We start from the raw sequence: 20583 nt of genomic DNA, 5'->3' as shown, positions 1-20583 counted from the left end.
TCAGAGGTACGGGGCACGGCCGCCGTACTCCGTACGCGGTACACCGGCTCCCCCGGCGCGCACCCGCCGGATCCGATCGCGGAGCCCTGAGGGCTGTCGCGTAACCCCTGGCGGGCGCACGACGACAGCTACGGCACCTCGCCGCGTCGTCGGAACGCCCGGATACATCCAGTACGCGGACGTACCTCCGCCTTGCGATGCACCGCATCTGACGCCGCGCGCTGATCCACCAGGGATTGCGGGACAGCCCTTTAGCCCTGCTTCCGGCGCACCATCTCATCGATCCACGCGGGTGCGAACGGAGACGTGCAGCCCGGGGACGTCGGGTAGTCCTTGAGCACCTGAAGGCGCTCACCGATGTCCAGCGCACGGGCGCGGTACCCGGCGTGCTCGATGCCGATCTGGGCCAGGCAGTGGTTCATCGCCCACTGCAGGCGGTCCGGGGCGTTCTTCATCTCCGCCTCGATGACATCGAGCAGTTCATCGAGGTCGAGGCCCTCGGGCTTCTTCGCCACACGTTCGGTGGTCAGCGCCCAGCCGGCGCTCGCGACCACCGGGTCCGGATCGGCGGACCAGGCCACGCGCAACTCCTCGGAGTGCGGGTTCTTCTTCACCACGTAGTTCACGAGCCAGTCGTGCACCTTGGGTGCGCGGGCCCCACGCACCATCGTGTCCAGCTCGTCCCGCCCGAACGCCTTCGGCAGGCAGATCAGGACCGCCAGCAGTCTCGCCGCGGTGTCGTCCGTCTCCCAGAGCCGGCACGCGAGTTCCTGCTGCGTCTTCAGCCGCTTGGCGAGCGCACGCAGCTTGCCGAGGTTCACACCGTGGTCGTCCCCGTGTCTCTCGTTCACCGCGCGGGCCTTCGGGTCCTCCAGCTCGGCCAGCTCGGCCATCACCTCTGCCACCGTCGTACCGGCCACCGCAACCTCCTCCTTCGTACCCACGCGTACGCACCGAACCGAACGGCCGCTCTCAGCGTGTCTCGATGCCCCTTGCGGCCAGGATCTCCAGGGAGCCGGGCAGCATGAACTCCAGCTCACTCCCGCCGTCGAAGAGCTTGAGGTTCGGCAGCAGGTCCAGGTCGTCGAGGGAGCGGATGTCGAAGAGGTCGTCCTCGCCGTCCCAGACCGGGGCACACTCCTGGAAGACCTGGAGCCCGCCGTCGAACGTCAGCGCCTCGACGGAGGCGAGCATCTCCGTGGGGATCTCCAGGGCCTCGAAGTACGCGCGGGGCTCGTCCAGGACGGTGTACTCCAGCTCCTTCTCCTCGACATAGGCGTCGAGGTCGTCGACGCCGAGTGTCCGCATGTGGTCCCTCAGGCTGAAGGCGGGCTTCAGCGTGTCGTCCCAGTACATGAGCCCCTCGATGACGAGGAGCTTGAAGTTGAAGTCACGGAAGGCGGTCATGGGTCAGGTATAGCAACCGGGACCGACAGTCGAGGCGGGCGGCTGCCCGCTCAGCCCGCGTGCACCCCGGGCGCCGAGGGCCGGGGCACTCGTCCGGTGGTGTGCCACGGGGTCTCCCTGGGCAGCAGCGCGGCGGCGGCCCGCGCACTCCCCGCGCGGACCAGGGTGTGGATCTCCTGGGCGAGAGGGGTGACGTCGCGGATGGAGACCGTCCACTCGTCCGCGTACCGCCGGGCCGCCTCGCCCGCGAGGCCGAGCTGCAGGGAGCGGTACGGGAGCGGGTTCAGGTGCAGGTCACGCTCGGGGTCCCACTGGACGCGGGTGGGTGCGCGGCGCAGATCACGCCGCCAGGTGGCCGGGTCGGGGTGCACGCCCCGTACGTAGTGGGAGAGTTCGGCGTTCTCCAGCGCCCAGGTGAAGCCCTCCCTCGTGATCTCGACGGCGAGGACCGTCTCCTGGCCCTCCTTCGTCGCCCAGCCGCAGCGATACATCATCCACAGGAAGCTCGGCTTGATCCACGTCATGCGGTCACGCTTCCAGGAGGCCGGGAAGCGGCCTTCGCGGGCGGCCGGGAGGCCGATGGCCGGCGGGTAGGCCTGATAGACGGTGACGGTCGACCCGGTGTGCCGGGCGCGGATCTCGTGGGGCGGCGGGGTCTGTGGCTGCGCGGTCATGGAGTACACCCTGCGTGGGCCCGCCGGTAGCTGCCACCAGGTTTTCTACGGACGCTTCGCGGGCACCCGCTCCAGCCTCGGCCAGCGCGCCAGCATCCGGTGGCCCAGGTCCGTGGCGAGGGTGCTCAGAGCGCCGAGTTCCGGATGGCCGACGGTCAGTTCGGCGACTACGCGCAGGCGGTGGACGAGTCGGCCGCGGGCGGTCGTGGTGCCCCACTTCCAGTCCTGCTCAGGGATGCGGGCCAGGTGGTCGACGGCGCCCCGGTGGGCCCGCTGGACGAGGGCGTCCCCGCGGATCAGCCAGCCCGCACACGCGTCGATGAGACCCGTCTCGTCGAGGTCGGTGCCGGTCGCGGTGCGCCACGCCGCGCGGTAGGCGCCGGTGGCCCGCTCCAGCAGCGGTTCGGCGGCGGAGGTGACGCACCAGCAGGTCGGGAACCCGATGCGCAGGTAGGCGAGCTCCATCAGGCCGTTTCCCAGCGATGCCTGTTCGAAGTCGATGAACCGGACGCCGTCCCCGGTGTGCAGATCGTTGCCGGGGCAGGGGTCGCCGTGGAGCAGGGCGTTCACCGGGGTGCGGGAGAGCCGGTGGACGAGCGCCGTCAGCTCGTCGGTCACCTCGGGTGGTGCCGGGGCCCCGAGGATGTCGGCCAGGGCGAGGAAGGACGTGACGTCGGCTCCCGAGGGTCCCTGCCAGGCGGGCAGGTCCCCCGCGTCGCCGGGTCGCGCCGTGGTGTGCAGCCGGGCCAGGGCCGCCGCGTATCCGACGATCCAGTCGGCGGCCGGCCGGCGGTCCTCCACGTGTTCCAGGACCAGCACCCGTTCCTCGGGGTCGGTGCCCAGCAGCGCGGGCACCACCGGGCTCGCGGCGCGGGAGGCGATGCTCAGGGCGGCCACCTCGCGCCCGTACCGCTCCTCGGCGCCGGGTCCCGCGACGAGCTGTTTCAGTACGGCGGTCCGCCCCTCAAGACCGATGCGCCAGACCCGCGAACGCGGGCTGCTCTCCAGGCGCCGTGGGCGCCGGGGCTCCCCCAGTCCGGCCCGCAGCGCTTCCCCGTACGGCAGTGGTGATCCCGAACCCCTCATGCGTCCACCTTGTCATCCCGTGCCTTGGGGGAACACGAAACCCCCGCCCGCTGTGCGCGGGCGAGGGCTCGGGACATCGCGTGCACGGATCCGGTCGTTCGGATCCGGTCGTTCGGATCCGGTCGTTCGGATCCGGGTGTTCGGATCCGGTTGCCCGGATCAGTGGTTGCGGGGGAAGCCCAGGTCGACGCCCGCGGGAGCGTCCGCCGGGTCGGGCCAGCGGGTCGTGACGACCTTGCCGCGGGTGTAGAAGTGCACCCCGTCGTTGCCGTAGATGTGGTGATCGCCGAAGAGCGAGTCCTTCCAGCCACCGAAGGAGTGGTAGCCGACCGGCACCGGGATCGGCACGTTGACGCCGACCATGCCGCACTCGATCTCCAGCTGGAAGCGCCGGGCGGCGCCGCCGTCGCGGGTGAAGATCGCGGTGCCGTTGCCGAACGGCGAGGCGTTCATGAGGGCGACGCCTTCGTCGTACGTGTCGACGCGCAGGACGCAGAGGACCGGGCCGAAGATCTCGTCCTTGTACGCGTCGGAGTCCGTCGACACCTTGTCCAGCAGGGACAGGCCGATCCAGTGGCCGTCCTCGAACCCCTCGACCGTGTGGCCGGTGCCGTCGAGGACGACGTCGGCGCCCTGGGCGGCCGCGCCCGTCACGTAGGAGGCGACCTTGTCGCGGTGGGCCGCGGTGATCAGCGGACCCATCTCGGAGGCGGGGTCGTTGCCCGGGCCGATCTTGATCTTCTCGGCCCGCTCCTTGATCTTGGCGACGAGCTCGTCGGCGATGGAGCTGACGGCGACCACGGCGGAGATGGCCATGCAGCGCTCACCGGCGGAGCCGTACGCAGCCGAGACCGCGGCGTCGGCCGCCGCGTCCAGGTCGGCGTCGGGCAGGACCAGCATGTGGTTCTTGGCGCCGCCGAGCGCCTGGACGCGCTTGCCGTTGGTGGAGGCGGTGGTGTGGATGTAGCGGGCGATCGGGGTCGAGCCCACGAAGGAGACCGCGGCGACGTCCGGGTGGTTCAGCAGCCCGTCGACAGCGACCTTGTCGCCGTGCAGGACGTTGAGCACGCCGTCGGGCAGCCCCGCCTCGGCGGCCAGCTCGGCCAGCAGGTTGGCGGCCGAGGGGTCCTTCTCGCTGGGCTTCAGGACGAACGTGTTGCCGCAGGCGATGGCGAGCGGGAACATCCACATCGGCACCATGGCCGGGAAGTTGAACGGCGTGATGCCGGCGACGACACCGATCGACTGGCGGATCGAGGAGACGTCGACCCGGCTGGAGACCTGGGTGGACAGCTCGCCCTTGAGCTGGGTGGTGATGCCGCAGGCCAGCTCCACGATCTCCAGGCCGCGGGCGACCTCACCGAGCGCGTCCGAGTGCACCTTGCCGTGCTCGGCGGTGATCAGCGCGGCGATGTCGTCGCGGTGTGCGTCGAGCAGGGCGCGGTAGCGGAAGAGGACCGCGGTGCGGGCGGACAGCGAGGACGTGCCCCACGTCTCGTACGCGGCCTTGGCGGCGGCGACCGCGGCGTCCACCTCGTCGGGCGAGGCCAGCGCGACCTGGGTGGTGACGGCGCCGGTGGCGGGGTCGGTGACCGGACCGTAGTTGCCCGACGTGCCCTCGACGCTCTTGCCGCCGATCCAGTGGTTGACGGTCTTCGTCATGACTACGTGCTCCTTCAGAGGTGGCGGCGTCGGGCTGCGACGTGGCGTTCGTACTCTTCCCTGGCCTTGACCGCCGACGGGCGGGTCGCGGTTTCGGCTACCGGAACATCCCACCACGCCTGTGCCGGAGGGGGCCCCGACACAGTGTCTGCCGTTTCGGTCTCGACGTAGACACAAGTAGGACGGTCCGCCGCGCGGGCGTCGGCGAGGGCTTCGCGCAGGTCAGTCACGGTCCGGGGGCGCAGGACGCGCATTCCGAGGGAGGCCGCGTTGGCCGCGAGATCGACCGGCAGGGGCGCGCCGGTGAAGGTGCCGTCGGCTGCCCGGTGGCGGTAAGCGGTACCGAAGCGCTCACCGCCGACGGACTCGGACAGGCCGCCGATCGAGGCGTACCCGTGGTTCTGGAGGATGACGACTTTGATGGGTAGTCCCTCCTGCACGGCGGTGACGATTTCGGTGGGATTCATCAAGTATGTACCGTCGCCGACGAGTGCCCAGACGGGCCGGCCGGGGGCCGCGAGCTGGACCCCGATCGCGGCGGGGATCTCGTAGCCCATGCAGGAGTAGCCGTACTCGACGTGGTACTGGTCGGCGGAGCGGGTGCGCCAGAGCTTGTGCAGGTCGCCCGGGAGCGAACCGGCGGCGTTGATCAGGATGTCGTCCTCGGTGACCAGGGTGTCGAGTACGCCGAGGACCTGGGCCTGCGTGGGGCGCGCCGACGGGTCTGCCGGGGTGTAGGCGGCGGTGACCCGCTCCTCCCACCTGGTCCTGGCCGCGCCGTACCCGGCTTCGTACGCCGCGTCGACCCGGTGGGGCGCGCCGCCCAAGCCCTCGCGCAGGGCTTCGAGTGCCTCGCGGGCGTCGCCGAGCACGGTCAGCGCCGAGAGTTTGTGCGCGTCGAAGGGGCCGATGTTGATGTTGACGAAACGCGCGGAGGGGGCGAAGAGCGTCGACGAGGCGGTGGTGAAGTCGCTGTAGCGGGTGCCGACGCCGATCACCAGGTCGGCGGCGCGGGCCAGCTCGTCGGCGGTGGCCGTGCCGGTGTGTCCGATGCCGCCGACGTCGCCGGGGTGGCCGTGGGGCAGCGAGCCCTTGCCCGCCTGGGTGGAGGCGACGGGGATGCCGGTCGCCTCCGCGTAGGCGCTCAGCGCCGCCTGGGCGCCGCTGTGGCGGACGCCGCCGCCCGCGATGATGAGCGGGCGGGCGCTCCGCCTGATCGCCGCGGCGGCGACGGCCAGTTCGCGGTCCTCGGGGCGGGGCCGGCGGATGTGCCAGACCCGCTCCCTGAAGAACTCCTCCGGCCAGTCGAACGCCTCCGCCTGGACGTCCTGCGGCAGCGCCAGGGTGACGGCGCCGGTGGCCACCGGGTCGGTCAGGACGCGCATCGCGGCGAGGGCGGCGGGGATCAGCGCCTCAGGGCGGCCGATCCGGTCGAAGTACCTGGACACCGGACGCAGGCAGTCGTTGACGGAGACATCGCCCGCGTACGGCACTTCGAGCTGTTGCAGCACGGGGTCGGCGGGCCGGGTCGCGAAGGTGTCGCCGGGGAGGAGGAGCACGGGCAGGTGGTTGACCGTGGCGAGGGCGGCTCCGGTGACGAGGTTGGTGGCGCCGGGGCCGATGGAGGTGGTGACGGCCTGCGCGGAGAGCCGGCCGGACTGGCGCGCGTACCCCACGGCCGCGTGCACCATGGCCTGTTCGTTACGGCCCTGGAGGAACGGCATGTCGTCCGGTCCGGCCTCGACGAGGGCCTGGCCGATCCCGGCGACGTTGCCGTGACCGAAGATGCCCCAGGTCGCGCCGATCAGGCGATGGCGGCGGCCGTCGCGCTCGGTGTACTGGCGGGCGAGGAAGGCGACGAGGGCCTGGGCGGTGGTCAGCCGCCGGGTGCCCGGTCCGTCGCCGTGGGGTGAGGGTGTCATCGGGCGGCCTCCGGACCGTAGAGGGGGAGCCTGGGATCGACCGGCCGGTCCGGCCAGGTGTCGCGGATCCAGCTGTGGTCGGGGTGGTCGCGGATCAGCCATTCGCGCTGCTCGCCCGGCCCCGCCATCACGTTCAGGTAGTAGAGGGTGTGGCCGGGCGGAGCGATGGAAGGGCCGTGCCAGCCGTCGGGGATGAGGACGGCGTCGCCTGTACGGACTTCGGCGAGGACGTCGGTGCCGCCTGCCCGGGACGGTGACACCCGGTGGTAGGCGAGGTCGTCCGCCTCCACCTCGAAGTAGTAGATCTCTTCGAGCACGGACTCGGCGCCGGGGTGGTGCTCGTCGTGCTTGTGCGGCGGGTACGAGGACCAGTTGCCGCCTGGCGTGAGCACTTCCACCGCGATGAGGCGGTCGCAGTCGAAGGTGTCGGCGGCGGCGAAGTTGTTGACCTGCCGGGAGCAGTTCCCGGTGCCGCGCAGCTCGACGGGTACCTCCGGCGCGGGGCCGTAGCGAGCGGGGAGTCGTCGCTCGCACTTCGCTCCTGCCAGGGCGAAGCGGCCTCCTGCGCCGGAGGCGATCTGTGCGTGGGCATCACGCGGTAGGTACGCGAAATCGCTCACCCCGCTGAACACGTTTTCCCTGCCCAGCAGTTCAAAGATCTCACCTGCCGTGTGCACCGTACAGCCGCCTGTCAACGGCAAAATGATCCATTCACTCTCCCCGGTTACGAGGGTGTGAACACCGCCCGGCTCCAGTTCGAGCACGCGCAGGCTGGACCGGTCCCATCCGGCCCGCTCCGGGACGATGTCGAGGGCGTAGGCGTCGCTCCCCGCACTGCCGGCCGGGAGGTGGTGGCGGTGGTGGCGCATTTCCGGACGGTCCTCGTATGTCGTCATCTCCATGCCTTCCCCATGCCCTTCGGACGCCCTCCTAGAGCAGTGCCACGGCTGTGTCGACCGCCCCGGCGACATCGCCGTCGGCCGGATAGAGCAAGGAACGCCCCACGACGAGCCCCTGGACGGAGGGCAGTCGCAGCGCCCCACGCCACTTCTCGTACGCACCGTCGAGATCGCCGCCGACCTCACCGCCGAGCAGCACGGCGGGCAGGGTGGACGTCTCCATCACCTGGGCCATGTCGTCGGGATCCTCCGTGACCGGCACCTTGAGCCAGGTGTACGCGGAGGTGCCCGCAAGGCCCGAGGCGATGGCGATGGACAGGGTGACGGCGGCCGCCGCCAGGTCGTTGCGGAGCCGGCCGTCGACGCGGCGGCAGAGGAACGGCTCGACGAATACGGGCAGTTGACGTGCCGCCATGTCGTCGATGGCACGGGCGGTGGTGTGCAGGGTGTCCAGGGAGCCCCGGTCGTCGTAGTCGATGCGCAGCAGCAGTTTCCCCGCGTCGAAGCCCAGCCTGGCGAGGTCGGTGGGGCGGTGGCCGGTGAACCGGTCGTCCAGCTCGAAGGAGGCGCCCGCGAGTCCGCCGCGGTTCATGGAACCGATGACGACCTTTCCCTCCAGGGCTCCGAGCAGCAGCAGGTCGTCGAGGATGTCGGCGGTGGCGAGGACGCCGTCGACGCCCGGCCGGGAGAGGGCGAGGCAGAGGCGTTCGAGGAGGTCGAAGCGGTTCGCCATGGCCAGTCCGTCGTCACCGACGGCGAGGGAGCCGCGGGCCGGATGGTCCGCGGCGATGATCATCAGCCGCCCGCCGGGCGGGACGAGGGGCCGTCGGCGGCGCCGGGCGGCGGCCTCGGCGACTGCCTCTGGATGGTGCACCCGCAACCCGACGAGCTCGGAGACGGAGGAGGCGGCGGGCGTCATGGGGTCGCTCCGGTCGGGATGACGGCGCCGTCGGCCAGGGCCTGTTCGACCTCGGCCGGATACGGCATCGCGGACGAACAGGCGAGGCGGGAGGCGACGATGGCCCCGGCCGCGTTCGCGTACCGCATGACGCGCTCGGTCGGCCATCCGGCGAGCAGCCCGTGGCAGAGCGCACCGCCGAACGCGTCCCCCGCGCCGAGGCCGTTGACGACCTCCACGGGCAGGGGCGGTACGTCGGCGGTGGTGCCGTCGCGGTGTACGGCGAGCACACCCTTGGGGCCCTGCTTGACGACGGCCAGCTCGACCCCGGCCGCGAGCAGGGCGCGGGCCGCCGCGTACGGTTCGCGCTCACCGGTGGCGATCTCGCACTCGTCGAGATTGCCGACGGCCACGGTGGCGTGGGCGAGCGCTTCCCGGTACCGCTCGGGCGCCACGGTGCCGTGGTCGCCGCCTGGCCAGAACATGGGCCGCCAGTCCAGATCGAAGACGGTGACACCGGCCGGGCCGTCCCCGGCCGGCCGCTCGGCGAGGGCGTCGCCGCGGGCGCGGAGTGCGGCGAGGGTGGCGCTGCGGCTGGGTTCGGCGCAGAGTCCGGTGCCCGTCATCCAGAACACCCGGGCGGCGCGGACCGCGTCCAGGTCCAGCTCCGCGCCGTGGATCTCGAGATCGGGCGCCTTGGGCTGCCGGTAGAAGTAGAGCGGGAAGTCGTCCGGCGGGAAGATCTCGCAGAAGGTGACCGGGGTCGGATACTCCTCGACGGCCGTCACCCAACGGTCGTCGACCCCGAACTCCCGCAGTTGTCCACAAAGGTAGTCGCCGAAGGCGTCCCGGCCGGTCCGGGTGATCACGGCCGTGCGCCGGCCGAGGCGGGCGGCCGCCACGGCGACATTGGTCGGCGAGCCGCCGAGGAACTTCCCGAAGGTCTCGACGCGGGCGAGCGGCACTCCGGTCTGCAGGGGGTAGATGTCCACCCCGATCCGCCCCATGGTGATCACGTCGTACGGCTCAGGCATACGCATCCCTTCACACCGCGGTCGGGCCGCGGCCGGACGGCTGGTCCCAGGTCTAGCCCTCCCCCGGAACGCTGTCAATATTTTGTCCGGACATTCGGACGAAGTCTTGACACTCCCCGGCGAGGACCCGAGGGTGGGCGATATGACCTCCTCCGTACCCTCTCCGGCCCGCATCCGTATCGGCTCGGCACCTGATTCGTGGGGAGTGTGGTTCCCCGACGACGAGCGGCAAGTGCCCTGGCACCGCTTCCTCGACGAGGTCTCCGAGGCCGGCTACGAGTGGATCGAACTGGGGCCGTACGGCTATCTCCCCGTGGATCCGGCCCGGCTGGCGGAGGAGACCCGGCGCCGTGGACTCCAGGTCTCGGCGGGCACCGTCTTCACCGGACTGCACCACGGCCCCGCCGTCTGGGACCGGACGTGGGCTCATGTCGCGGACATCGCGGCCCTCACCCGGGCGATGGGCGCGGACCACCTGGTGGTCATCCCGTCGTTCTGGCGCGACGACAAGACCGGCGAGGTCCTGGAGGACCGTACGCTCACGGCCGCGCAGTGGCGCGATCTGACCGCGCAGACGGAGCGGCTCGGCCGCGAGGTGCAGGACCGGTACGGGCTGCGCATCGTCGTGCACCCGCACGCCGACACGCACATCGACACCGAGGAGAACGTCAGCCGTTTCCTCGACGCCACCGATCCGGACCTGGTCTCCCTCTGCCTGGACACCGGCCACTACGCATACTGCGGAGGGGACAGCGTCAAGCTCATCGAGACCTACGGTGAGCGCATCGGCTATCTGCACCTCAAGCAGGTCGATCCCGCGATCCTTGCCCAGGTGGTCGCCGAAGAGGTTCCGTTCGGGCCGGCCGTGGCCCGCGGAGTGATGTGCGAACCGCCGCACGGGGTCCCGGCACTGGAACCGGTCCTGGATGCCGCCCGCGCCCTGGGCGTCGACCTGTTCGCGATCGTCGAACAGGACATGTATCCCTGCGCGCCGGACAAGCCGCTCCCGATCGCGCGCCGCACGCGGGAGTTCCTCCGCTCCTGCGGCACACCCCGGACCGCAGCCGATCCCCGCAGCCCCCTCGGTCGCTGAAGTCCCCGGCATCCCCGAAGCCCTCCAAGTCCCTCAAATCCCCACTGACTTCGTTCTGTCACAGCTGTCACCTCCTTGTCACGCTTGTCTCCGTTACGCGGGTCTTCCGTCACAGGCGTCCCACACCTCTCCCCGCTCGTCACTCAGCGTCGTTGACCAGGCACAGGCTGAGTGATCGTCAGCGTTCATGCCGCACATCCCCCGACGGCTTCCCGCCGCCGCTGCGGTAGAGAGAGGTGTCACCCATGACGGACAGAAGTCTCTGGTCCTACAAGGACATTGCCACGCACATCCGGGTGCAGCCCGACACCATCCGCTCGTATCGCAAGCACGGTCTGCTGCCGCCTCCCGACCATGTGGAGAGCGGCAAGCCCTACTGGTACGCGGACACCGTCCGCGCCTGGGTCGCCTCACGCCCCGGCAACCGCGGCCGACGCGACTGACCGGACCGAACCGCTCCCACGGGAAGAGCCCCGCCTGCCCACCGGGCCCTGCGCGAAGATCGGCCCCTTCCGGTCCCGTGCGGGGCGTCAGCCACGCCGGTTCCCCGACGGTTCGATGATCGTCACGCCCCCGCCGGGCGCGGCCCCCATCGCGGCGAGCGCGGCCGGCGCAGCTTCCAACGAGATCGTGGAGGTCACCAGCAGATCGGGGCGCAGCGTGCCGGACCGCACCATGTCCATCATCGGCCGGTAGTCGTGTGCGGCCATGCCGTGGCTGCCGAGGATTTCCAGTTCGAGAGCGATGACCCGCGCCATCGGCACGACCGGGTCGCCGGTCGCCGACGGCAGCAGGCCGACCTGTATGTGACGGCCCTGCCGGCGCAGGCTCCGTACCGAGGCGGCGCAGGTGACCGGTGAGCCGAGCGCGTCGACCGACAGATGCGCACCGCCGCCCGTGAGTTCACGCACCGCCTCGTCCGCACCCTCGGGGTGGGCCGAGGCGTCCACGCACTCCACCGCTCCGAAGGTCCGCGCCAGCTCCAGGGCGCGGGGCGAGACGTCGACGGCCACGACCTTCGCTCCGTGCGCCACCGCGATCATCACCGCCGACAGGCCGACCCCTCCGCAGCCGTGGACGGCCACCCACTCCCCCGGCGCCACCCGGCCCTGACCGACGACGGCCCGGAACGCGGTGGCGAACCGGCAGCCGAGCCCCGCCGCCGTGGCGAACGACAGCTCATCGGGCAGAGCGACCAGATTCACGTCCGCCTGCTCCAGAGCCACGTACTCCGCGAAGGAGCCCCAGTGGGTGAACCCGGGCTGGGTCTGCCGTTCACACACCTGCTGGGCCCCGGACCCGCATGCCTCGCACCGGCCGCAGGCGCAGACGAAGGGCACCGTCACCCTGTCTCCCGGCCGCCAGCCGGCGACGCCGGCTCCCGCCGCCTCGATGACTCCGGCCAGTTCGTGCCCGGGCACGTGCGGGAGGGTGATGTCCGGGTCGTGGCCCATCCAGCCGTGCCAGTCACTGCGGCACAGCCCGGTGGCCTCGACCCGGACCACCACGCCCTCGGGGGAGGGAGCGGGATCGGGCACCTCCCTCAGCCGGGCTTCCTGCCCGAATTCCTCGAACACAACTGCCCGCATCGGTTCCGCCCTTCGCCTCGCCCGTCGCCCGGAGGCGCCGAATCTACGCCCCGCTGCCGATCTTGTCCCGCTTCTCCCCCGACTCGAACACCCCGCTCCCTTCCGCTTCCCGCGACGCTTCCGAGGGGGAAGAAGCACCGGAAAGGGCGCCGGAGGGAACATCGGAGGGAACACCGGGACGAAGGGGCGCCGACGCCGAATCGCCCTCGCTCAGCCCGAAGCGTTGATGGAACGCCCGCAACGGAGCGGGAGCCCACCAGCTGGCGCGGCCCATCAGCTTCATCACCGAGGGCACCAGCAGACTGCGGACCACCATGGCGTCCATGAGCACCGCCAGCGCGATCCCCAGCCCCAGCATCTTGGTGTTGGTCACCCGCGAGGTACCGATCGCCACCATCACCACCGCCAGGATCACCGCCGCCGCGGTGATCAGCCCGCCGGTGTGCCGCAGCCCGAAGGTCACCGAGTGCTCGTGGTCGCCGCTGCGGTCGTACTCCTCCTTGATGCGGGAGATGAGGAACACGCCGTAGTCCATGGAGAGCCCGAACGCGACGCAGAACATGAGCACGGGCAGGGTCGTTTCGATGTCCCCGGTGCTGGTGAAGGAGAGCAGCCCGGACAGGTGCCCGTCCTGGAACACCCAGACGACGGCCCCGAACATCGCCGTCAGGCTCAGCGCGTTCAGCACGACCGCCTGGAGCGGGATCAGCACACTGCCGGTGAGCAGGAAGACCAGCAGCAGCGTCACCACGACGATGATGCCCACCGCCCATGGCAGCCGGTCCGCGATGGCGGCCTTCGAGTCGACGAGTACGGCTGCCGCGCCGGACACCGAGGTGTCGAAGGGGGCGGGAACGGCCCGGAGGTCCTCGACGAGCTGCTGGGCCTCCTCCCCCACCATCTCCCCTTCCGGCAGCACGCTGAAGTAGGCGTACGAACCGGAGACGATCGGTCCGTCGACCCGCAGCACCCCGGGGAGTCCGGCGATGTCGCCGCGCAGCGCGGCGTACTGGGCGGTGGTCGCCTTCCCCGTCGCGAGCAGCTCCAGGCCGCCGCCGGGGCTGCCGGGGAAGCCCTCCCGGATGTGCTCCTGCACGACCCGCGACTCGGCGGTCGCGGGCAGCTGCCGGTCGTCCGCGGTACCGAACTGCACTCCGAGGAACGGCAGACCCAGCAGGACGAGCCCGGCCGTGGTGGCTCCGGCGAAGAGAGGGGCTCTGCGCATCACCAGCGCCGCAAGCCGCCCCCATCCCTTGCCGGCGCCGTCCGGGTGCTCCACACCGTCCGCGCCGCGCGCCTCGCCGGCTGTCCGGGGCTTCCGGGTGCGGCGGCGCAGCACCTTGCGCAGGTCCAGGGAGTTGACCCGGGGGCCGAGCAGCATCAGGGCCGCGGGCAGCAGGATCAGTGCGGCGGCCGCGGCCAGCAGCACGACGGCGATCCCCGCGTAGGCGAAGGAGCGCAGGAAGTACTGCGGGAAGACCAGCATCGCGGCCAGGGACACCGCGACGGTCAGCGCGGAGAAGAGCACCGTGCGCCCCGCCGTACGCAGGGTGGCGCCCACGGCCGTCCGGGGATCGGAACCCGAGGCCAGCTCCTCGCGGAACCGGCGCACGATGAACAGGGCGTAGTCGATGGCGAGTCCGAGCCCCAGCGCCGTGGTGAGGTTCTGCGCGAAGACCGATACGTCCGTGAACTCGGTGAGTCCGCGCAGGACGGCGTTGGTGCCGAGGATCGCCACGATGCCGACGCCGAGGGGCAGCAGGGCGGCGATCGCGCTGCCGAAGACCATGACCAGCAGTACCAGCGTCACCGGCAGGGCGATGAGCTCGGCCCGCAGCAGATCCTCCTCGATGATCGTCTGCATCTCGTGTCTCACCGCGACAGGCCCGCCCACGGAGACCTCGACCGGACCGCTCTCCCCCTGGAACGCCGGAGCGACCCGGTCGAGAATCCTGCCCGCGGCCGTTTCGTCGCCCTCGATCCGGGCCGCGATGATCGCCTCGTGTCCGTCCTCCGAGCGCAGCGAGGGCGTCCTGGCCTGCCAGTACGAGCCGACGCCCGTGATCCCTTCCTCGCCGGCCAGCCGCTCCGTGAGCCGGGCGGCCTCCCTGGCCACCACCGGGTCGTCGACGGAGGCGTCGCCGCTGTCGATCAGCAGCAGCAGATTGGGCTGGGATGCGGGGAACTCGCGCTCCAGCACCTCCTTCGTATACGCCGACTCGGCGTCGGGCGCTTCCCAGCCGCCGCTGCCCATCCGCTCGGCGACGCCGCTGCCCGCGAACACGGCGAGGGCCGAGATCACCAGGGCCGCAAGCAGCGCGAACCGTGGCCGCGCGGTGACGAAGCGGGTCCAGCCGCCGACCCGCGTCGGGCTGTTGACTTCGGACATGGTGCGGTGTCCCCTTCACCGAGACCCGGGCAGCACAGGGCAGCATGGGTCAGTCATTGCCGATTACACTGGCAAACACGAGTCATCGCTCGCGTTTTCTTAGAATGCGAGTGAGCGCTCGTGTTTGTCAACCGCATCTGGAGAGCTGGGGATAGACCGTGTCGGATGCCAGAGCAGGGAAAGGCATCGAGCCCGCACCCGCCGACGAGGCCGCACCGGCCGACGAGGCCGGACGCCACCCCGGAGCCGGCGGCGCGAAAGCCGGCGGCGCACAGGGAAAGGCCGGCCCCAAGGAGGACGACGGCTCCGGGGCCGCCCGTCCGCGCCGCCGCCAGGCCCGCGGCGAAGCCCGTATCGCCCAGCTCCTCGAAGCCGCCGCGAGCGTCTTCTCCAGCACCGGTTACACGGCGGCCAGCACCAACGCCATCGCCCGCGAGGCAGGCGTCTCGCCGGGAACGCTCTACCAGTTCTTCCCGAACAAGGAGGCCATCGCCATCGAGCTGGGCGACCAGCTCCTCAACCGCTGGCGGGACACCTACGGCGCGGCTTTCGTACCCAGCCACATCGAGCTCCCGCTCGACGAGATGCTCGACGCCATCCTCGACCCGCTGATCACCTTCAACTGCGAGAACCCGGCTTTCGGGGTCCTGATGCACGGCACGGAGATCCCCGGGGCGATCACCCAGGAACACGACACCGTGCACGCCACGATGCTCACCCGGGTCGAGGCGATCCTCGCCGGCTACCTCACCGATCTCCACGCCGACCAGGTCAGCCGCATCGCGCACATGGTGTTCGCCGTCTTCACGACCGGACTCGACCTGATCATGGGCCACGAGGGCGACCAACGGGAGGCGTACGTCAAGGAACTGAAAACTGTCCTGTTCCGCTACCTGAACCCCCTGGTCGGTGAATCGGCCCCCGACTCCGCGTGCCCGAAAAGGCCTTGAAGCATAGGGTTTGGGCATCCCGGGAGACACGCCACGGGAACGTGCGGGAACGTGACCGCGCCGGAGACCTCGCAGCAGACGCGGATTCGCGCCCGCCCGCATCCCGCCCGCCCCGCACGAGGCGGGCGCGGGGCCGAGCGGGTCGCATTCATACCCCCTAGGGGTATAGAGTGGGATGAGTGAGGGCGCACCGGCGGTACGGCGCTCCCCCACGTCACGCCCACCCGTGTTTGCCGAAGAGGAGAACGCCATGACCGCCGAGACCGAGACCCCCCAGGCCGCCACCGGCTCCTGCTGCTCGCCCACCGGCTCGTGCCACGACAGCGCGACCGACGTCCAGGTCGGCGCCGTCACCACGGTGTACGAGGTCAAGGGCATGACCTGCGGTCATTGCGAAGGCGCCGTCTCCGAGGAGATCTCCGCCATCGCGGGGGTCACCTCCGCGAAGGCGGTCGCCTCCTCCGGACTGGTGACCGTGATTTCCCGGGCCCCGCTGGACGAGGAGGCCGTACGCGCCGCCGTCGACGAGGCGGGCTACGAGCTCGTCGGCCGCGCCTGAGACTCCGCCGAATTCCGCCGCACCACCCGCTTCACCGGCGCAACCCGCACCGCCTGCACCCTCCGCACCATCGCTCCACGCCGTCGGGCCGGACCTGCCAGCAGATACTGGTGGGGTACGGCCCGATCTGCGTGACCCAGGAGTTCGGACATGGCCAGCACCACGACAGCCGAGGTTCCGGCTGCGGAATTCTCCGAGACCGAGCTCACGATCGGTGGGATGACCTGCGCCTCGTGTGCGGCCCGCATCGAGAAGAAGCTCAACCGCATGGACGGCGTGACCGCCACCGTCAACTACGCGACCGAGAAGGCCCACGTCTCCTTCGGCGAGGGCACGGAGGTGGCGGACCTCGTCGCCGTGGTCGAGAAGACCGGCTACACGGCCCTCCCCGTACCCCGCCCGACCCCGGCGCCACCGCCCGCGGCAGCACCGGAAGCGGAGGCGGAGGCGCCGGAGCAGGCGGATGGGGCCGCGGAGGCCGGAGGAGCCGGGGACGCCACGGAGAACGGGGCTCCCGACGCGCTCGCCGCGCTCCGGCAGCGCCTCCTCGTCTCGGCCGTGCTGTCCCTCCCGGTCGTCCTGCTCGCCATGGTCCCGGCCCTCCAGTTCGACAACTGGATGTGGCTCTCCCTCACCCTCGCCGCCCCCGTCGTCGTCTGGGGCGGGCTGCCCTTCCACCGCGCCACCTGGACCAACCTCCGGCACGGGGCGGTCACCATGGACACCCTCGTCTCGATCGGCACACTCGCGGCGTTCGGCTGGTCGCTGTGGGCCCTGTTCCTCGGGGACGCGGGCATGCCCGGGATGCGGCACGGTCTCGATCTCACCGTCACGCGCGCCGACGCCGCCTCGACGATCTATCTGGAGGTGGCGTCGGGCGTGATCACCTTCATCCTCCTGGGCCGCTATCTGGAGGCACGCTCCAAGCGGAAGGCCGGTTCGGCGCTGCGTGCGCTGATGCACCTCGGCGCCAAGGACGTCGCCGTGCTCAGGAACGGTACGGAGGTACGCGTCCCGGTCGGCCGACTCGCCGTCGGGGACCGTTTCGTGGTGCGCCCCGGCGAGAAGATCGCCACCGACGGCACCGTCGTCGAGGGCTCGTCCGCCGTCGACGCCTCGATGCTCACCGGCGAATCCGTCCCCGTGGACGTGGCCGTCGGCGACCCGGTCACCGGTGCCACAGTCAACGCGGGCGGCCGGCTGGTCGTCGAGGCCACCCGCGTCGGCGCCGACACCCAGCTCGCCAGGATGGCCAGGCTCGTCGAGGACGCCCAGAACGGCAAGGCCGCCGCCCAGCGCCTCGCCGACCGCATCTCCGCCGTCTTCGTCCCCGCGGTGCTCCTGATCGCCCTGGGCGCGCTCGTCACGTGGCTCCTGCTCACGGACGACGCCACCGCCGCGTTCACCGCCGCGGTCGCCGTACTGATCATCGCCTGCCCCTGCGCCCTCGGCCTCGCCACACCCACCGCCCTCATGGTCGGCACCGGACGCGGCGCCCAGCTCGGCATCCTCATCAAGGGCCCCGAAGTCCTGGAGACCACCCGCCGCGTCGACACGATCGTCCTCGACAAGACCGGCACCGTCACCACCGGCCGCATGACCCTGCTGGACATCCACACCACCGAAGGCACCACCGAAACGGACGTCCTGCGAATCGCGGGCGCCCTGGAGCACTCCTCCGAACACCCCATCGCCCAAGCCGTCGCGGCGGGCGCCATGGAACGCACAGGCACCGCACTCCCCACCCCCGAGGACTTCGCCAACGCCCCCGGCCTGGGCGTGCGCGGAACCGTCGAGGGCCATCAGGTGCTGGCCGGCCGCCCGAAGCTGCTCAGCGACGCCGGGATCGAGCTGCCGCGCGGCCTGGCCGACGCCATGGCGGGCGCGGCGGAGCGGGGCCGTACGGCCATCGCGGTGGCCTGGGACGGAGAGGCTCGGGCGGTCCTCGAAGTCGCCGACGCGATCAAGGACGGCAGTGCGGCGGCCGTCGCGGACCTGCGCGCCCTGGGGCTGCGGCCCGTACTCCTGACCGGGGACAACCGGGCCGTGGCAGACGCCGTGGCCCGTACGACCGGGATCGACGAGGTCTACGCGGAGGTGCTCCCCGAGGAGAAGGTGGACCTGATCCGGCGGCTTCAGGCCGAGGGCCGGACGGTCGCCATGGTCGGCGACGGCGTCAACGACGCGGCCGCTCTCGCCACCGCCGACCTCGGCCTGGCGATGGGCACGGGCACGGACGCAGCGATCGAGGCGAGCGACCTGACGCTCGTTCGTGGAGATCTCAAGGTCGCCGCCGATGCCATCCGGCTCTCCCGCCGCACGCTCGTCACCATCAGGGGCAACCTGTTCTGGGCGTTCGGCTACAACGTGGCCGCCCTGCCGCTCGCTGCATTCGGCCTGCTCAACCCCATGATCGCGGGCGCGGCCATGGCTTTTTCGTCCGTCTTCGTGGTGACGAACAGCCTCCGGCTGCGCTCCTTCACGTAATTTCCACAACGAGATCTAGATCACACTGCATTTGGGGTAACCATCTGAGGGGTTCGAGAGTCTTAGAGTGCGATGCCAAGGATGTCTTGGGGGACATCCGATGGAGTGTCTTGGGGGACGCTCCATGGCTAGCGTTGGCCGGGGCACGTGCTCGGGGAGCTTTGAGCGGCCCTCCCGTACGTACCCCGGCGGAACGCCGGCCCGCATCCAACCGAATACGCACGACCAGCGCGACACCCGGAGCCTCGGCTCCGCACAGACGCCCGGCCGGATCCCGTGGGGGGAATCCGCTCCGGGACAAGGGAAGCGCCCTGTACGTCGACCCGTGGGGGGATCGGCGGCGGGGCGCTTCTCGCTTTCTCCCGCCGGGGCCCGCTACCACGCCCCCTGAAACCGCCCCTGAAACGCCGAATCGCCCCGGACACCGCGCTCTGTGCGAAAGCGCGGTACGCGGGGCGAAGACAGACGGCCCGAGGGAGGGCCAGGTGCGGCAGAGTCAGTCGTACCGGAAAGCTCTGCGGAGGACCGGGGTCAGCGACCCTCGACCGGGACGAAGTCGCGCAGGACCTCGCCGGTGTAGATCTGGCGCGGGCGGCCGATGCGCGATCCCGGCTCCTTGATCATCTCGTGCCACTGGGCGATCCAGCCCGGCAGCCGTCCGATCGCGAAGAGCACGGTGAACATCTCGCTCGGGAAACCCATGGCCCGGTAGATCAGGCCGGTGTAGAAGTCCACGTTCGGGTAGAGGTTGCGCGAGACGAAGTACTCGTCGGAGAGCGCGTGCTCCTCCAGCTTGAGCGCGATGTCCAGCAGCTCGTCGGACTTGCCGAGCGAGGACAGCACGTCGTGGGCCGCGGCCTTGATGATCTTGGCGCGCGGGTCGAAGGACTTGTACACCCGGTGGCCGAAGCCCATCAGGCGGACGCCGTCCTCCTTGTTCTTCACCTTGTTGATGAAGGAGTCGACGTCGCCACCGTTGGCCTGGATGCCTTCGAGCATCTCCAGGACCGACTGGTTGGCGCCACCGTGCAGCGGGCCCCACAGCGCCGAGATACCGGCGGAGATCGAGGCGAACATGTTCGCCTGCGAGGAGCCGACCAGACGCACGGTGGAGGTCGAACAGTTCTGCTCGTGGTCCGCGTGCAGGATGAGGAGCTTCTCCAGCGCCGAGACGACGACCGGGTCCGGCACGTACTCCTGGGCCGGGACCGAGAACGTCATCCGCAGGAAGTTCTCGACATAGCCGAGGTCGTTGCGCGGGTAGACGAACGGGTGACCGATCGACTTCTTGTACGCGTACGCCGCGATCGTCGGGAGCTTGGCCAGCAGCCGGATCGTCGAGAGGTGGCGCTGCTCCTCGTCGAACGGGTTGTGGCTGTCCTGGTAGAACGTGGACAGCGCGCTGACGACCGAGGACAGCATCGCCATCGGGTGCGCGTCACGCGGGAAGCCGTCGAAGAACCGCTTGACGTCCTCGTGCAGCAGCGTGTGCTGGGTGATCTCGTTCTTGAAGTCCGACAGCTCGTCGGCCTTGGGAAGCTCACCGTTGATCAGCGTGTAGGCGACCTCAAGGAAGGTCGACTCCTCCGCCAGCTGCTCGATCGGGTAGCCGCGGTACCGCAGGATGCCCTGCTCACCGTCGAGATAGGTGATGGCGGATTTGTACGCGGCGGTGTTGCCGTATCCGCTGTCCAGCGTCACCAGGCCGGTATTGGCCCGGAGCTTCCCGATGTCGAAGCCCTTGTCGCCGACGGTGCTGTCGATCACCGGGTAGGTGTACTCGTCATCGCCGTACCGCAGTACTACAGCATTGCTGGTGTGCTCGCTCACGTCATCCCTCACCGACGTAGTGCCTCTTCTTCGAGGTGCCCTGACTGTCTTCCACCCTCCCCCATTTGGCTCAGGAGAGTGCACTCGGGGGCGTCCATTGGACC

The 20583-nt window shown here is 70.6% G+C and carries 17 protein-coding genes; 5 read left to right on the top strand and 12 right to left on the bottom strand.

The window, feature by feature from the left end; genetic code table 11:
- Nucleotides 1–251 precede the first annotated feature (251 nt).
- From AB0C82_RS28450 to iolC, 9 genes are all read right to left on the bottom strand, one after another.
- Nucleotides 252–893 carry a DNA alkylation repair protein gene (locus AB0C82_RS28450; protein ID WP_362847248.1) on the bottom strand — a complete coding sequence of 214 codons (642 nt, stop codon included), beginning with the start codon at nt 891–893 and terminating at the stop codon, nt 252–254.
- Nucleotides 894–972: 79 nt separating this feature from the next.
- Nucleotides 973–1407, bottom strand: coding sequence for a hypothetical protein (locus tag AB0C82_RS28445; protein WP_362847155.1), 435 nt, complete (start codon nt 1405–1407; stop codon nt 973–975).
- Between the two features lie 50 nt (nt 1408–1457).
- On the bottom strand, nt 1458–2081 hold the full coding sequence (locus tag AB0C82_RS28440; protein ID WP_362847153.1) for a DUF4291 domain-containing protein: 624 nt from the start codon (nt 2079–2081) through the stop codon (nt 1458–1460).
- Between the two features lie 45 nt (nt 2082–2126).
- Nucleotides 2127–3167 (bottom strand): aminoglycoside phosphotransferase family protein, encoded by a 1041-nt coding sequence (locus AB0C82_RS28435; protein WP_362847151.1) that lies wholly within the window; start codon nt 3165–3167, stop codon nt 2127–2129.
- A 159-nt stretch (nt 3168–3326) separates the two neighbouring features.
- Nucleotides 3327–4829: a CoA-acylating methylmalonate-semialdehyde dehydrogenase gene (gene mmsA / locus AB0C82_RS28430; protein WP_362847149.1), complete on the bottom strand. Its 1503-nt coding sequence runs from the start codon at nt 4827–4829 to the stop codon at nt 3327–3329.
- Between the two features lie 14 nt (nt 4830–4843).
- Nucleotides 4844–6751, bottom strand: coding sequence for a 3D-(3,5/4)-trihydroxycyclohexane-1,2-dione acylhydrolase (decyclizing) (gene iolD, locus AB0C82_RS28425; protein WP_362847147.1), 1908 nt, complete (start codon nt 6749–6751; stop codon nt 4844–4846).
- Nucleotides 6748–7647 (bottom strand): 5-deoxy-glucuronate isomerase, encoded by a 900-nt coding sequence (iolB, locus tag AB0C82_RS28420; RefSeq protein WP_362847245.1) that lies wholly within the window; start codon nt 7645–7647, stop codon nt 6748–6750. The genes iolD and iolB overlap by 4 nt, the downstream gene beginning before the upstream one ends.
- Before the next feature lie 34 nt (nt 7648–7681).
- Complete coding sequence (locus AB0C82_RS28415) at nt 7682–8569, bottom strand: deoxyribose-phosphate aldolase (RefSeq protein ID WP_362847145.1); 888 nt, start codon at nt 8567–8569, stop codon at nt 7682–7684.
- Entirely contained in the window at nt 8566–9582 is a 1017-nt protein-coding gene (gene iolC / locus AB0C82_RS28410; protein WP_362847143.1) for a 5-dehydro-2-deoxygluconokinase, read from the bottom strand. The genes AB0C82_RS28415 and iolC overlap by 4 nt, the downstream gene beginning before the upstream one ends.
- 142 nt (nt 9583–9724) lie before the next feature.
- Here iolC and AB0C82_RS28405 point away from each other — a divergent pair, with 142 nt between their 5' ends.
- Nucleotides 9725–10675, top strand: coding sequence for a sugar phosphate isomerase/epimerase (locus tag AB0C82_RS28405; protein WP_362847141.1), 951 nt, complete (start codon nt 9725–9727; stop codon nt 10673–10675).
- Between the two features lie 245 nt (nt 10676–10920).
- Nucleotides 10921–11118, top strand: a complete 198-nt coding sequence (locus tag AB0C82_RS28400; RefSeq protein ID WP_362847139.1) for a MerR family transcriptional regulator — start codon at nt 10921–10923, stop codon at nt 11116–11118.
- An 87-nt stretch (nt 11119–11205) separates the two neighbouring features.
- On the opposite strand, the gene AB0C82_RS28395 is transcribed toward AB0C82_RS28400, so the two are convergent.
- The gene (locus AB0C82_RS28395; protein WP_362847137.1) at nt 11206–12264 is read right to left on the bottom strand and encodes a zinc-dependent alcohol dehydrogenase family protein; all 1059 of its coding nucleotides are present in this window, start codon (nt 12262–12264) and stop codon (nt 11206–11208) included.
- 43 nt (nt 12265–12307) lie between these two features.
- Entirely contained in the window at nt 12308–14653 is a 2346-nt protein-coding gene (locus AB0C82_RS28390; RefSeq protein ID WP_362847135.1) for an MMPL family transporter, read from the bottom strand.
- A 158-nt stretch (nt 14654–14811) separates the two neighbouring features.
- Between AB0C82_RS28390 and AB0C82_RS28385 the strand changes: the two genes are divergently transcribed.
- The 3 genes from AB0C82_RS28385 (at nt 14812) to AB0C82_RS28375 (ending at nt 18649) form a co-directional block, all read left to right on the top strand.
- Nucleotides 14812–15603 carry a TetR/AcrR family transcriptional regulator gene (locus AB0C82_RS28385; RefSeq protein ID WP_362847133.1) on the top strand — a complete coding sequence of 264 codons (792 nt, stop codon included), beginning with the start codon at nt 14812–14814 and terminating at the stop codon, nt 15601–15603.
- A gap of 250 nt (nt 15604–15853) precedes the next feature.
- Nucleotides 15854–16162: a heavy-metal-associated domain-containing protein gene (locus tag AB0C82_RS28380; RefSeq protein ID WP_362847131.1), complete on the top strand. Its 309-nt coding sequence runs from the start codon at nt 15854–15856 to the stop codon at nt 16160–16162.
- Between the two features lie 150 nt (nt 16163–16312).
- Nucleotides 16313–18649, top strand: coding sequence for a heavy metal translocating P-type ATPase (locus tag AB0C82_RS28375; RefSeq protein WP_362847129.1), 2337 nt, complete (start codon nt 16313–16315; stop codon nt 18647–18649).
- Nucleotides 18650–19180: 531 nt separating this feature from the next.
- Here the strand turns inward: AB0C82_RS28375 and AB0C82_RS28370 are convergent.
- The gene (locus tag AB0C82_RS28370) at nt 19181–20479 is read right to left on the bottom strand and encodes a citrate synthase (protein ID WP_362847127.1); all 1299 of its coding nucleotides are present in this window, start codon (nt 20477–20479) and stop codon (nt 19181–19183) included.
- Nucleotides 20480–20583: the final 104 nt, after the last annotated feature.

Origin of the sequence: Streptomyces sp. NPDC048560 (assembly GCF_040650955.1) — a bacterium.
In the GTDB taxonomy this organism is placed as follows: domain Bacteria; phylum Actinomycetota; class Actinomycetes; order Streptomycetales; family Streptomycetaceae; genus Streptomyces.
This window is presented reverse-complemented; position numbering and strand designations above follow the sequence as displayed.